Genomic DNA, 15021 nt, shown 5'->3' on the forward strand with positions numbered 1-15021 from the left:
TGAATAATAGCTGTCTCACAAGAGCGATTGGGACGAAAGCCATAACTATACTCTGAGAAGTGTCTTTCACAGATTGGACTGATGGTTTGAACAATCGCTTGTTGTACCATTCTGTCCATGACTGTAGGGATTCCAAGATTTCGGACGCCACCATTTGGCTTAGGAATTTCAACTCGTAAAACTGGTTGAGGTTTGTACTTCCTCTGCTTTATAAGTTCCTTGGTTTCTCGCCAATGTTGCCGTAGGAAATTATCCATTTCCTCAATGGTAACTCCGTCGATACCAGCAGAACCCTTGTTTCTTTTTACCTGATGATAGGCTTCAAGCATATTGTTCCGAGATAATATCTTATCTAGCAATTCTGACATGTGCGTATTCCTTTCTTGTTTCGGTGTCTGAGGGACATCTTAGATTCGTGAACCTTCTCCTAGTCAATACGTGACCGTCTCCAGTTCTATCAGACCGTTCTTTTACAGACACAAGTGAAGTAGGATTACTTCGGTTAATTGTTCGCCCCTTCGCTCCATTTCCATTACAGAAACTTCATCACTACTATGGGTTCGGCTGACTTCTCATGATTCGTTGTTACTACGTCTACGACGCTCATGAGACCTCACGGGATAAGTCGTATATCTTTCCTCGTTTACTCTCGTGATCTACGCATATAGGTTACGACTACCTTTTGGGACTTTAGAGTTTTCAGCCTCCTCATCCACTACATACGCCTTCATATCACATTTCTGTTCGTAGAGCCACGATTTCGCTATCCCTTCCTCTCCCCGCTACCTCACGATAGTCAGGCTTGGGAGTCGCTATTGGGTTCACCGGTAGCAGGTGCCCACAGAGGACTTGCACCTCAGATATACGACATGCCCGTCGTACTGAAAAGATTCCAAGCCACCGAGCTTGGAATCGGGGGGATTCGGGAAACTTCGGTTCCCGAATAAGGCATGGAACTCGTCAGAGGTCGCTGCCGTCCCCCACCACAGGGAATGCATCCCATATGAATTGAAAGGAAGCCATTTTTAGGCTATATTGTACTCACTATTTATAGATTGTAAAATTCTACCCACTACAGTTGACAAAGAGCCAAAAAACCAAGCCCGACCGGACCTGGTTTTCTTTTTACAAACTGTCACCATTCCAAATGGAATTTTTAACAATCACATAATCGACCTTACGAAGGCTTTCAAGATCACGACCACCTGCGTAGGAAATCGAACTTTGAAGGTCTTCCTGCATTTCTTTTAGGGTTGCAAAGATCGAACCCTTAGCTGGAAGAAGAATTTTCTTCCCTTCAACATTCTTGTAGTCACCTTTTTGGAACTGGGAGGCTGAACCATAATATTCCTTGAAGACTTGGCCATCTTCCTCGATTAACTGACCTGGACTTTCAGTATGGCCAGCAAAGAGGGAACCAATCATCACCATGCTTGCACCAAAACGAATTGATTTGGCGACATCCCCGTGGGTCCGAATTCCACCATCGGCGATAATCGGTTTCCGAGCGGCTTTAGCACACCAGCGAAGAGCTGCCAACTGCCAGCCTCCTGTACCAAAACCGGTTTTTACCTTGGTAATGCAGACCTTACCTGGGCCAATCCCAACCTTGGTGGCATCCGCTCCTGCATTTTCCAACTCACGAACAGCTTCTGGTGTTCCAACATTTCCTGCGATTACAAAGGTCTCAGGTAGTTCTTTTTTAATGTGTTGAATCATTTTAATAACACTGTCGGCATGACCGTGAGCAATGTCAATTGTAATGTAATCTGGAACATTGTCCTTGAGTTGGCTAACGAAGTCATACTCATAGTCTTTTACCCCCACAGAAATCGAGGAGATTAGACCCTGCTCCTTCATTTTTTGAATAAAAGGAATCCGGGCTGCTTCATCAAAGCGATGCATAATATAGAAGTAGCCCTCACGCGCCAACTTCTCCGCTAGTTCCTCGTCAACAATGGTCTGCATATTGGCTGGAACTACTGGTAGTTTAAAGCTATGCTTACCAAAAGTGACCTCGGTATCTGCCTGCGAACGGCTAGAGATAATACACTTGTTCGGAATTAATTGAATATCTTCGTAATCAAAAATGGGAAATTCATTCAACATGACTGCACCTCAAAAAATATTTGCCAATCAAGGCTGGGCATGGATAGGCCCCAAAAACCGACCTTTCCAGAAATAGTATACAGAATTGTCCGAAAATTGTCAACAGAAAGCTGCCGACTAAACAAGAAAGTTCGTTTTTTTGAAAGTTACAAAGCAAAATGAAAAGACCTGGAAGATTTTTCCAAGTCTTTTCCAAAGGCTTATTTCTCAGCTAAGAGAGCAGCCATTGTAATGTAGTTGTACGGTTTGTTGAAGTGTGGCAAGAAGAAAATATCAGTCAAGGCCAATTTATCAATGGTTACGTGTTCTTGAATCGCCAAGGAGAACATGTGGATTCCCATTGACATATCTTCTTTAGAAGCCATTTGTGCTCCAAGAATGACACGAGACTCACGATCGTAAACAATCTTAAGAACAACTTCATGATTGTCATGCTTGATAAATTCAGGTTTTTGAAGATCGCTAAAGCCTGTTTCCACAGCATCAAAGCCAGCAGCTTTTGCTTTTTCCAAAGTTAAACCAGTTGAAACCATCTTCAAGTCATAGATGGAGATACCGTTAGAACCTTGAACACCAATTCCTTCTAATTCATGGCCAGTTGCATTAAAGGCACCGACAATACCTGAACGAACGGCATTGGATGCAAGTGCGATGTAACTTGGTTTACCAAGAGAGTTATCAAAGATGGTTGCACAGTCTCCAACTGCGTAAACACCTGGAATGCTGGTTTCTTGTTTCTTATCAACCAAGAAGGCACCATTCTTGTAAAGTTCGATTTTACCAGCGCCCAGTTCTGTATTTGGACGGAAACCAACAGCCAAGATTACCATATCGACATCAAAGGTTTCTTTGTCTGTAACAATACGCTCAACCTTACCGTCACCTTCGACAGCTTGAACAGTTTGGCCATAAGCCAAACGGATGCCATGATCTTCCAAGTTCTTGTTCATCATGTCGGAAAGCTCACGGTCATAGTAACCATTAAGGGAAGTTTCAGCGATATCAATTAGGACAACTTCTTTGCCAACACGTTCGAAGGCTTCTGCTAGCTCCACACCAATATAGCCAGCACCAACAACAGCAACTCGCTTGATGTCTTTGTTTTCCAGACGTTCAATCACTTCTGCAGAGTTTTGGTAGAGTTTAACAAATTGAAGGTTTTCAAGGGTTGCTTTAAATTCACGGCTACCTTCGACCAATTCAACTCCTTTGATTGGTGGGATAATTGGTTGCGAACCAGTCGCGAAGATCAATTTTTCGTAAGATTCTACATGCTCTTTACCATCAACCAGAGCTGTCACTTCTTTTTTGTCATAGTCGACAGACAGAACTGGAGATTCCATGTAGATGCGAGCACCCTTAGATTCCAAGGTTTCTTTGTTGGAATAGAAGAGACCTTCTGGACCATCAATTTGTTTTCCAATCCAAAGCGCCATTCCACATCCAAGGAAGGAAATATTGGAGTTTTGGTCGAAAACAACAACTTCGTTTTCGTCACCGAAGTTGTCTAACATTGTATTAATACAGGCTGTACCAGCGTGGTTAGCACCAATGACAACAATTTTACTCATAGTTCGAGTCCTACCTTTAATTTATTTCAACTCCAGTATACCACAATCTGGCAGCGTTTCCAAATGTTATCCTATAGGTTTGAAAAAAATTATGAAAAATTTCAGAGATTAGAGCGAAACCTGCTTGAGGGAACTCCGACCAGAACCGCGTTTTTCCACCAAGATCTGTTTGGAAATCCCTTGTTTCATCACCTCGACATGGGAAATCAAGCCAATCATTCGACCACTACGGCCCAGGCTCTCCAAAACATCGAGTGCCACCAACAGGGTCTCCTGATCCAGACTTCCGAATCCTTCATCGATAAAGAGCGCCTCTAGCTCAACTCCTCCCTTGCTTTCCTGAATGACATCAGAGGTTGCCAAAGCCAGGGCCATGCTGGCTAAAAAACTTTCCCCGCCAGAAAGGGTGGAGACTGGCCGTAATTGTCCCACTTCTTGGTCCAAAACATCCAGCTCTAAACCAGAGAGACTGCGACCAGATGTTTTTTGAGCATTCAATACAAATTGATAGCGCCCTTGGGAGAAATCTTGGTAATAGCGGTCGTTGGCCACTTCGACAATTTGATTGAAAAAATGTTGCAGGACGTAGCCTTTGATATCTAACCGACCCTCAGTCTGACCTGCTAGAACCTGGACCAATTGATCCAACTGTTCATAAAGCAACTGGCTTTCAAGTTGATTTTCAGTTAGGGCTATCAACTGTTGCTCAACCCTTAAGGCATGCTCAATTCGGTCCACGATGAGAATCAGAGCTTCCTTCTCCAAGTCTAGGTCCGACTGCAATTGAGCTAAGAGAGCTTCCTGCTCCTGCGGATTATCCAATGAAAGACTTGGTGGTTCCTGGCTTTGGAGGCGATTGAGCTCATGCTGGATTTCCTGAAGGCGACTTTCAAATTGAGTGATTTTTTGCCGCAATTGTCCACGTAAAGGGACTTCCTGGAGGATGTCTAGAAAGGCGGCCAGCTCTACTTGTGGCAAGAAATCTTCTTGCAACTGGAGCAAGGCTGATCGATTCTTGGCCTGTGCTTCTTGATGAGACTGAAGTGTTTCTGCATACTGTTCTTGTCTAGTTTCAAAAGCCTGTCTCTGAGCCGTTAGTTGCAGTTCTAACTGCGCTAGCCTTGCTTTGGCAGTTTGATACTGCTTCAACCGCTCCTGCTCGTTTTTTAAAGCGACTTCGACTTCTTGGATTGTTTGAGAGCCAACCTGCATTTCCAATTTTTCTAGAGCTCGGGAGCTCTCTTGGATTTGTTGGCCTGTGTGGTCCATTCGCAAGTTGATTTCCTGAAGGTTGAGCAGTCGCTGATTTTGGCGAAGCAAGGCTATTTCTTTTTCCTGCCGCAGATTTTCTACCTGCTTAAGCTGACTTTCCAAGCTAGTTTGGTAGGCTTGAAGAGCCTGCACAAGACCTGTGAGATCAATCTGATTCGTCTCTAAATCAGCAGCAAGGTCGCTCAAGGTTGTCTGATAGACTAGCTGCAACTCTTCTAACTGGCTCAAGACCTGCGTAGATTGCTGCTCCAGTTTGGTTTGCGTCTCCCCTAAATGGGCTAGTTGAGCTTTCTGCTCATAATAAGCCAGTTCTGCCTGCACATAGTCGGCTTCCATCCCTGAAGCTGACGTCTGAGGTAGCTCGGTCACCTGATTGTGACAGACCAGGCAGGGCTCATTCAATTGAGTGTGGCCCCTAACCAAGTTCACAGCGGAGGCCAAACGTTGTTCTTGAAAGCCTTGATCGTCGCTGGACTGGGACAGGGCTTCTATCTGGGCCTGAACCTCCTCTAGCTGGGATTGGAGCTGAGTCAGTTGGGCTTCTTGATCCTTTATTTTCTGATCCTGCTGGAGGAGTTGATGGTGGCGCTGCTGGTAATCCACCAGTTGATTCCAGCTCACCGTTTTCTGGCTCAGTGACAGCAAACGAGTTTCTAATTCTGCTACCGCTTCCTGATTAGCCTCTAATTCCCGCTGTTCTTGCAATTGTTGATTTTTGAGCTGCCCCAGCTCATCCTGTTTGCTGGCTAGGAGCTGGCTTAATTGCTGCCGATCCAGAAGTTTTTGGTAAGCGCCCTCCAGCTCTGCGATTTGCCTTCTGAGCTCCTCTTCATCTTCCTTTCCCAGACCTGCTTGCTCCATCACATAAGTCTGGTTTAAGGCCTCCAATTCCTGCTGGTCTTGCTCCAATTGCGTTGCTCGGCGGCTTAATGCCGCTTCTTGCTGGTCTAATTGCTGCTGCCGATCCAGCAGAATTTGTCCCCCTTCAAGATTATCCAATAAAGCTAGATGAGCCTTATCCGCCTCATAGGTGGGATAAGCCGTCTTGACTTGTTTAAACTCTGCTTGAGTGCGGGCCAGGGCTTGCTCCCAGTCCTGCCGTTGCTTCCAAGCCGCCAATTTCTCAGCGACCTCTTGAACTTTCACTTCCAAGTTCAAGACCTTCCTTTCACCCTGCTTTTTTTCTTGTTCAAAGGTTTGAAGGGCCTCCGCCATGGCCTCCTGGATTTGCGCTGATCCTAAAAGAGCTAGATCTTCTCCCACCACACTGCGGGCCAACAAGACCATTTCTAAGTCTCTGGCCTCCATCTGTTGGCGGTCTTGCTTGCGTTTTTCTTTTAATTGTTCCATTAAAAATTGATAGGAATCCACATCAAAAAGCGTTTGGAGGATTTCCTCCTTCTCCTTGGAATTGGCCAATAAAAAGCGCTTGAAATTGTGTTGGGGCAAGAGCAGGATTCGTTGAAACTGATCCTTATTCAGATGAAGCAGGTCTTCGATGGCCTGGGTCACCTCTCCGATCTTGGTGTAACTGGGGCCAACCAGCTGGCCGTCCGCGATTTCCGAAAAGAGATGCTGGTCGCGAAAAAGACTGTTAAAGGGCCGTTCAGGATCCCAAGCCACTCGCTTAGGAGTCCAGGACCTCTCGACACGGTAGGTCTTGCCCCGATGGCTAAAGTCCAGGATAACACTGGACGGCTCCTTAGCACTGAAAGAGGCAAACTCACTGCGCAAGTCAATAAAGCGCTTATCGCCAATCTTAAACTGGGCATTGTTGTAATACAGCGCTGTCACCAGTAAATCAAAGATTGTTGTTTTACCCGATCCCGTATCTCCTGAAATTAAAAACAGGCTATCGGCATAATCGCGAAAATCCAAATCCAGTTGCGCATGGGGACCAATATTTCTAGCTTCTAAACGAATGGGTTTCATAATTCCTCCCGACTCTGTAAGAGACTATCTTCAAGCCAGTTCCGCTGCTGGACTGTCAGCTCCTGACCGGTTTGTTCCTGAAAAAATTGCTGAATGAGCTCCAAGGGAGACTCCAACCGTTCCTGAGTCAAGACTCGCCTGTTGTGAGGTCTACTAACCTCTTCGATCCGGATATCAAGAATATCCGGATAATAGGTCATCAAGGCATCCCTCAAATTTCGCACCCCTTGGGGTTTGGCTGTTAGGCGAATGCTGTAATAGGCTGGACCTTCTGCCTGGATTTTAGCCACAAAATCTTGCTGCGTGATGTCCGCGTAGCTGCCACTAATGAGACGGATATCTTTAGAAATCGGCAGGGGACGAAAGTCAATCTCCAGGTTATCCTTGTCCCAATCCAAAAGAAGGACTCCCTTCTCCTGCCAATGCTCATCGACCGCAAATTTCAAAAGAGAACCGGAATAGCGAATCCGCTCGTTGGGGCTGGATAAGTGCGAATGGAGATGGCCCAAGGCCACATAGGAAAAGCTGGCAAAAAGGCTAGCTGGCAAATGATTGAGCCCTCCGATTTCTGATTTTCCTTCACTGATCAGTTGGTAGTTTTCATTGCCCTGGCCAGTCACATAAAAATGACTGATCAAAATGGGCTTTTTACCGGGTTTGATCAGAACCTCCATGTCCTTAACCAGACGTTCCATAGCCTGACTGATGGTCTCCATTTGGCCTTTATCCGCTTCGGTAATCCCATAAAAACGTCGGGCATCGCTGGGGTGAAAGAAGGGCAACAGGAAAATTTGAAACTCCCCGAAGTCAATCGGTTCCAAGGCCTGTTCAATTTGGGTCGCCAGATAAAGCTGGCCCTGCTTCATCCAACGGGTTCCAAACTGGAGGCGGTTGGCACCATCATGGTTGCCAGAAACAATAAACAGGGGAAGACCCAGCTCTACATTTAATTCGTAAAGCATCTGGTCCAGGGCCTTGGTTGCTGAAATCGGTGGGGTGGAGACATCAAAAAGATCGCCTGCTAAAAACAGCGCGTCTACCTTTTCCTCTTTGGCTAGTTTTTTAAGGGCTTGGAAGGCTGACCACTGCTCCTCCAGGAGGGAGTACCCATGCAGTTTCCGCCCGATATGCCAATCCGCTGTATGTAAAAATTTCATTCCGTTCCTCCCAACTAGGTTCTTCTAAGGATAACAAAAAAAGTCAAGGCAAACAAATGTCTACCTTGACGAATTTCAGATTATTCTGTTTCCATTTCGAAAGCATCCGCTTTTTGCTTATCTGGAAGCAGGAAGGCTAGAACCAGACCCACAAGTGCTGGGGTTGTCCAAGCCATAGAGGCTGCTGCAAATGGAAGGCTTTGAACCAAGCTGCTAAGAGCTGTGATTCCAAGACTGGATCCCAAAACTTCTGCTAGCGAAACCAAGGTTACCAAACCGATGGTTGCCTGCATACCACGTTTTGAAAGTGGGACAAATTTGTTTACAATCACAATCAAAACAAGGGCGATAGTGATTGGGTAAAGAATCATCAAGACCGGTACTGAGAAGGTAATGATGGTATTCAAACCAAGGTTGGCAATTCCAAAACCGATAAGGGTAAAGGCTGTTGCGTAGGCCTTGTAGGAGAATTGTGGGAAACGAGAGTTGAAGAACTCACTCGTCGCCACAATCAAACCAACGGTTGTTGTGAAGCAGGTCATCGTAATCATGAAGGCAAGGAAGAGTTGTCCGACTGAACCAAAGACCTGTTGGGTTGCATTGGTGAGGACATACACACCTTTATTAACATCAGGATTAGCGATTACATCTGCTGGTACTGGGAAGGAATTTCCCAACTTAGCAAGTCCGACATATAGAGCACTGAAGGCCAAGGCTACTACCAAACCAACAATCCAGATGGTTGTGATGTATTCTTTTTTATTGGCAAAGCCCAGTTGCTTCAAGGTTTGCACTGCAACCACACTGAAGGCTACCGAAGCCAAGGCATCCAAGGTGTTATAACCTTCTAGGAAACCTGTTCCAAATGCGGCTGTTGCATAACCATCAACGGCTGCTTGTGGCGCTTGACTGAAACTTGCAAGTCCTAGGATGATCAAAAGGACGATAGAAATGGCAAAAATTGGTGTTAGGATTCGACCAACGGAATCTAAAATTTTAGAGGGATTCAAAGAGATTAAATAAGCCGCTCCGAAATACAAAACTGTAAAAATCAGCAGAGCGAGGCTCGCATTGAATCCGTTGAGTAGGGGTTCAATCCCTACGCTGAAAGCTGTTGTAGCAGTCCGTGGAATTGCAAAGAATGGTCCAATTGCCAGGTAGAGAGCTACTAGATAAACAGTCGCAAAGACTGGTGAAATTTTCTTGGAAATTTCATAAACATATCCTTTAGGATTTAGAGTTCCAATAATCAGCGTTAGAACCGCTAAACCAACTCCCGAGACAACAAAACCAAAGATTGCGGGCCAGAAATTTTGTCCAGATAGAACTCCAAGGGCTGGTGGGAAAATCAAGTTACCAGCACCAAAGAAGATACCGAACAAAAGTAGCCCCGTTAAGGCACCTTTTTTTACCATAAACTTCTCCTTTTTTAGATATGAGTCCTATTATATATGACTTTCAGTCCTTTGGCAAGAGTTTTCAGAAATTTTAATCAATTTATTTCCTATCTTGATTTTCCTGGAGAAATTTGAGGATGGGATAACGAACGTTCGGGAAATAGTCCCCCGAAAAATCATGACCCGCTCCGTCAATAATCTGGACTTGACCATTTTGTAGATAAGGCCGAGCTTTTTCGCTATAGGAAAAAGGAACAATTTCATCCTGGTTGCCATGAAGAATTAAGACTGGCCCCGGATACTTGGCTAGTTCACTATAAATGTGAATCGGCCAGACATCCAGGAGGTAATTGGAACTAATTTCCAGGTCAAAATGGTCAAAAATCTTGCTCTGCTCAGGAATTTGGTCTAGGGAATCATAGATTTGATGGGGAAGTTCACTAATCACAAAGGCTGGGTACATGAGTAGGAGGTTTTTCACCTTAGCCGGTTCTTGACTAGCGACCAGGCTGGCCACCAAACCACCCTGGCTAATCCCTAAAAGGCTGGTTTGATTGGCTTCGATTTCGCTCCACTCCTGGCTCACCTTCAAGACAGATTCCAGGTCTTCGACTTGACTAGTGATTGTTAATTCTTTGGCATTACTGGTACTTTGACTCTTGGGGCCACCATGGACAAAATCAAACAAATAAACGGCATAACCCCGAGAAGCTAGTAACTCTGCATAGACCCGACCTTGCCGGTAGGAACCATTAAAACCGTGGGCAAAAATGATTAGGGGAACCTTGCTTTTGCTAGCAGGAATGTAGATTTGCCCCTTTAATTTGCGGACACCATCCTGAATGTCTCTATCTTCAATCCGGTAATCGGTTTTGGGCAGGGTGATGGCAACGGCTTCCTGCTTTTTTTGATCAAGCTCGGGAGCCTGAGTTGTCCCCGCCCAAACGAGGCTGAAGCCAATGACGATTAGGCTTAGAACCAAGCCAATTTTCTTCATACTCAACCTCCTTTCTTTTTACCCTAAGGCAACGTCTAAAATCATCATCAAAACAAAGCCAATCATGAGCCCCAGGGTTGCTTGGTCGGTATGGCCGTTATTTTGGGAATCGGGGATCAGTTCCTCGACAACAACAAAAATCATGGCGCCGGCTGCAAAGGACAGGGCGTAGGGCAGCAGGGAAGTCATGGCTAAAACAGCTAGGGCTCCTAACAAGGCTCCCAGCGGCTCAACCAGGGCTGAATTGGCTCCCCAAACAAAGGCAGACCAGCGGGACCGGCCCTCTGTTCGTAAGGGAACGGCCAAGGCAGCCCCTTCGGGAATGTTCTGCAAGCCAATTCCTAAGGCCAAGCCCAAAGCGGAGACCAGGGCTGCGCTATTGCCATCTTGGATGGCCCCAAAGGCGACTCCAACCGCCAAACCTTCCGGGAAATTATGGATGGTAATGGCTGAAAAAAGCAGGGCTGTCCTAGACAGGCGCTTTTTGGGTTGGAGGCCTTCGGCTTCTGTCTGGGTCAAATGGATGTGGGGAATGATCATATCCACCAGCCGGAGAAAAAAACCACCCGCTAAAAAGCCAATCGCCACTGGTAACCAGCTAAGTTTGCCATAGCTTGGTTCCGCAAATTCCAGAGCCGGTGACAACAGAGACCAAAAGGAAGCCGCAATCATAACTCCCGCCGCAAAGCCCATGGTGGTGTCCAAGGCCTTACGATTAACCTCTTTGAAGAAAAAAACAACAGAAGCCCCTAAGGCCGTACAAAACCAGGTGAAGAGACCGGCTCCAAAGGCCAACCAAACGACAGATTGTTGTGTCAACCACTCCATAGACTACCTCCTAGAGATGGTAAAAAGGATTGGTTGACACACGGCTGCCTAAAATGTCTAGTGTCCAGCCTTCTTCCTGCTTCCACTTTTCTAATAACATGGTCAAGCCTTGAATGAAAATCACCTCGATGTAGTGGCCTGGATCAATGGCACGCAAGCCTTGTGAAAGGAAGTCTTGGGCCGTATGGTAATAAATATCTCCGGTAATCAGGACATCAGCTCCCTTGGCTAGGGCATCTGAAGCAAAGGATTGCCCACTACCTCCGCAAATAGCAATACGTTTTACAGGTTCTGTGATGTAACCGGGATATTCAACCAAGCGGACACTGTCCAGATGGAAGGTTTCCTTAACCTTGAGCGCCAACTCTTGGAAGTCCATGGGTTCAATCTCTCCAATCCGACCGATCCCCTGATTGGGTCCTGTTTCATGCAAGGGCTCTGTATTCTGGATTCCAAGCAGGTCACAGAACCAGTCATTGAGTCCCCCTGCGACCACATCAATATTGGTATGGGACACATAGACCGCAATATCCGCCTTGATCAAGTCCACATAAATACCATTCATACCTTGATTATAAACTAAATTCTTGATTGGGCGGAAAATCGGCGCGTGTTTGACAATCAACAAATCCACTTGATTGGCAATCGCCTCTTCGACCGTCTGTTCACGAATGTCCAAGGTCACCATTACCCGCTGGACTTCCTTGTCCAAAGATCCGATTTGTAGGCCCACCTGGTCCCCCTCGAGGGACAATTCTGGTGGACAAAAAGCTTCATAACGTTCGATTACATCTCTAACTTTCATCTAGTACCTCTCTAATCATAGCTAATTTCAAAGCCAACTCTTCTCTTTCCACGACATGCTCGTGCGGGATTTTCGCCAACAAGGCTTCCAATTTATCCGCCTCCTTGGCCCATTTTTTTCGGAAGACCACTGATTTTTCCTGTAACAGAAAGGGGCCAAAGGTTCGTTCTGGCAAGGTCAAGCGCATCTGCCCCGGTTGGGCGACCACTATTTCATAGATTTTACCGGCCTCCTCCAGAATAGCCTCGGCGGTTACTTGATAACCGTGCTCTTCCAACCAAGCCCGCAATTCATATTCGCGATTATTAGGTTGAAGGATAAGGGTCTGAACGCCCTCAAGCCGGTCTGGATCTGTATCCAAAATGGAGGCAATCAGTCTCCCCCCCATACCGGCAATCACAATCTCATCAACACTATCTTCAGGCGACAGGGCTTTTAAACCAGAAGCCAGACGTACCTGAATCTGCTGACTGAGACCTTCTTTTTGGACATTTTGACAAGCGGATTGGTAGGGACCTTCCACCACCTCGCCGGCAATGGCAGCGGCAATGCGACCGCTTTTCATCAAAGCAATCGGTAGATAGGCGTGGTCACTACCAACATCTAACAGGGTAACTCCAGGGCTGACAAAACCAGCCACTGTCTCTAAACGTTTGGATAAGGACATTTATTTCTCCAGATTTTTATAATAAAAACAATGAGCCTGAACCGGGCAAGTCTCACACTTGGGCTTACGGGCTGTACAGTGATAACGACCGAAAAATATGAGCCGGTGATGGGTCGCAATCCAATCTTTTTTAGGAATTTTAGCCATCAGGTCTTTTTCAATCTGCTCAACACTGGCGTCCTGGGCTGAAATGTTCAAGCGTTTGGCAATCCGGCTCACATGGGTATCAACGGCAATGGCAGGAATTTGATAAATTTCAGCCAAAACCACATTAGCTGTTTTGCGCCCGACACCTGGTAAGGATTCCAATTCTTTATGGGTTTTGGGCACTTGACCATCAAAGCGCTCCAAAATTTCCTGGGCCGTTCGGATGATATTTTTAGCCTTGGATTTATAAAGCCCAATGTGGCGAATGGTCTCCTCCACTTCAGGCAAAGGGGCATTGGCCAAATCTTCAATTTCTGGATACTTGGCCCAGAGTCCCGGGGTAATTTTATTGACCGATTTATCCGTTGCTTGGGCTGATAAAATAACGGCTACTAATAATTGAAAGGGAGTCTCATAGGTCAGCTCACCGTGGGCATTTGGAAACATGTCAGCAATAATGTCCAGAATTCGTTTTAACTTCACACGTCCAATCATTCTTCTATCCTCCATAAATTGACATTGTTTTTAAATTCATCACTAGCCTTGATTTGACGCGTTTTTTTCAATTCCCACTCATCCCGTCGCCGCTGAATTTGCTCCTTGGTCTGGATGCCTTCTTGGACCCAGCTGCGAACAATGGCTTGCCAGTAACGCCATCTGGTTTTCCCATTCAGGAGGGCTTCCCGAACAGCCTCTTGAATCAAGACCAGGGGCACCTCCTGGGCCAATTTTTGCAAGTCCTCAATTTCAATCGAACTCAACATCCGACCGTAGTTTTCCTCAAAAAATTTCAACAACTCTTGAAATTCTTTTTGACTTACAGCCTCTGGATCTTCATCTTGATTCAGCTCTGCCAACTGATCCAAACGCTGAAACAAGGGACTGGCATCAATATAAAAACCAATCTTCCCATCCTCCTTGCTGGTATCCTGGTATTGGACGGAACCCGTGGAAATCAGATTATTGAGAGCCCGATTAATGGTTTCTGCACTCATCCCTGTTCGCTTACTAAGGCGATCAATCGAAAGACTGGTACTCTTGGTCACATTTTCCAAGTAGACCAGCTGCCAAACTAGAAATTCTTCGGGGGATGCAAATAATTGATTGATATTCTCAAATAAAAAAGCTGGTAAAACAATTTGCCCCATTTGATAGTGTTGATAGAATCCCATACCTCTCCTTTGTCTACACTGCTTAGATACCCTCTATTATACTCTATTTCTGCAAGGACGAAAAAATCTTCTTGAAGTTTCCTTCAAGAAGATCCCGATTAATAGTGCATCAGCACCTTGTAGTCGTAGTCGCCGATGGCTTGGCGGCCATTAAGGTCATCCAATTCGATTAAAAAGGCACATCCTGCAACAACGCCACCCAAGCGTTCAATCATCTCGATGGTCGCCTTAACAGTTCCACCTGTTGCCAATAAATCATCAACAATCAATACTCGTTGTCCTGGTTTGATAGAATCTGCGTGCATGGTTAGAGTATCTAAGCCATACTCTTTTTCATAGTCAGCAGAAATCACTTCACGCGGTAATTTACCCGGCTTACGGACTGGGGCAAAACCAATTCCCAATTCATAGGCAACCGGACAACCAACAATAAAACCACGAGCCTCAGGACCTACAATCATATCAATCTTCTTATCCGTCGCGTATTGAACAATTTCACGTACTGCGTAAGAATAGGCATTCCCATCGGCCATCAAAGGACTGATATCCCGGAAGGTTACCCCTTCTTGCGGATAATTTTCAATCGTTGCAATATAATCTTTTAAGTTCATAATCGACTTTCTATCAAAATGTTTTTACGATTTATTCTACCATAATTAGAACAGAATAGCTAGGAGGACCCCAGACGAATCATTCCCGTTGCTTATCCTTTTTGAAAATAATGTCAGGGTCTTGAGTCCTCATTACCAAGTTCATAAAAAAAATGATATTTTTGTCTAAGCTTAAAAAGTAAAACTCTAAATTTTTCGAAAATATCAAAAAAAGGGCGCAAAAAACCCTTGTTTTCATCCATACATTTTTAAACTATTATCAAACAACCCAGCTAGCTAAGTGCTCGCGTTGTCCCAATTTGAGTTTTGATAATGCAAAACCAACCATGACTAAAAAACGCATACTTACTGCCAGG

The 15021-nt window shown here is 45.5% G+C and carries 13 protein-coding genes; all 13 read right to left on the bottom strand.

The features are described from left to right. A partial coding sequence (locus HZY94_RS06515) for a reverse transcriptase domain-containing protein (protein WP_257151889.1) occupies positions 1-368 on the bottom strand: 368 nt, incomplete at its 3' end. A gap of 757 nt (positions 369-1125) precedes the next feature. Next, complete coding sequence (gene guaC, locus HZY94_RS06520; RefSeq protein WP_179925515.1) at positions 1126-2109, bottom strand: GMP reductase; 984 nt, start codon at positions 2107-2109, stop codon at positions 1126-1128. 200 nt (positions 2110-2309) lie between these two features. After that, positions 2310-3680, bottom strand: coding sequence for a H2O-forming NADH oxidase (gene nox / locus HZY94_RS06525; protein WP_179925516.1), 1371 nt, complete (start codon positions 3678-3680; stop codon positions 2310-2312). Positions 3681-3788: 108 nt separating this feature from the next. Continuing rightward, positions 3789-6884: an SbcC/MukB-like Walker B domain-containing protein gene (locus tag HZY94_RS06530; protein WP_179925517.1), complete on the bottom strand. Its 3096-nt coding sequence runs from the start codon at positions 6882-6884 to the stop codon at positions 3789-3791. Next, complete coding sequence (locus HZY94_RS06535; RefSeq protein ID WP_179925518.1) at positions 6881-8041, bottom strand: exonuclease SbcCD subunit D; 1161 nt, start codon at positions 8039-8041, stop codon at positions 6881-6883. The genes HZY94_RS06530 and HZY94_RS06535 overlap by 4 nt, the downstream gene beginning before the upstream one ends. 80 nt (positions 8042-8121) lie before the next feature. Further along, positions 8122-9456, bottom strand: coding sequence for a branched-chain amino acid transport system II carrier protein (gene brnQ / locus HZY94_RS06540; protein ID WP_179925519.1), 1335 nt, complete (start codon positions 9454-9456; stop codon positions 8122-8124). Positions 9457-9538: 82 nt separating this feature from the next. Next, the gene (locus HZY94_RS06545; RefSeq protein WP_179925520.1) at positions 9539-10435 is read right to left on the bottom strand and encodes an alpha/beta hydrolase family protein; all 897 of its coding nucleotides are present in this window, start codon (positions 10433-10435) and stop codon (positions 9539-9541) included. Positions 10436-10453: 18 nt separating this feature from the next. Continuing rightward, positions 10454-11263, bottom strand: a complete 810-nt coding sequence (locus HZY94_RS06550; protein WP_179925521.1) for a ZIP family metal transporter — start codon at positions 11261-11263, stop codon at positions 10454-10456. Positions 11264-11273: 10 nt separating this feature from the next. Continuing rightward, the gene (locus HZY94_RS06555) at positions 11274-12068 is read right to left on the bottom strand and encodes a Nif3-like dinuclear metal center hexameric protein (RefSeq protein ID WP_179925522.1); all 795 of its coding nucleotides are present in this window, start codon (positions 12066-12068) and stop codon (positions 11274-11276) included. Beyond that, the gene (locus HZY94_RS06560) at positions 12058-12735 is read right to left on the bottom strand and encodes a tRNA (adenine(22)-N(1))-methyltransferase (protein WP_179925523.1); all 678 of its coding nucleotides are present in this window, start codon (positions 12733-12735) and stop codon (positions 12058-12060) included. Before HZY94_RS06560 ends, HZY94_RS06555 begins: the two co-directional genes overlap by 11 nt. After that, positions 12736-13377, bottom strand: coding sequence for an endonuclease III (gene nth, locus HZY94_RS06565; protein ID WP_179925524.1), 642 nt, complete (start codon positions 13375-13377; stop codon positions 12736-12738). Continuing rightward, entirely contained in the window at positions 13374-14054 is a 681-nt protein-coding gene (locus HZY94_RS06570) for a DnaD domain protein (RefSeq protein ID WP_179925525.1), read from the bottom strand. Before HZY94_RS06570 ends, nth begins: the two co-directional genes overlap by 4 nt. A gap of 98 nt (positions 14055-14152) precedes the next feature. Next, positions 14153-14665, bottom strand: coding sequence for an adenine phosphoribosyltransferase (locus tag HZY94_RS06575; RefSeq protein ID WP_179923620.1), 513 nt, complete (start codon positions 14663-14665; stop codon positions 14153-14155). Positions 14666-15021 lie beyond the last annotated feature (356 nt).

The organism is Streptococcus danieliae, from assembly GCF_013415245.1.
Classification (GTDB): domain Bacteria; phylum Bacillota; class Bacilli; order Lactobacillales; family Streptococcaceae; genus Streptococcus; species Streptococcus danieliae_A.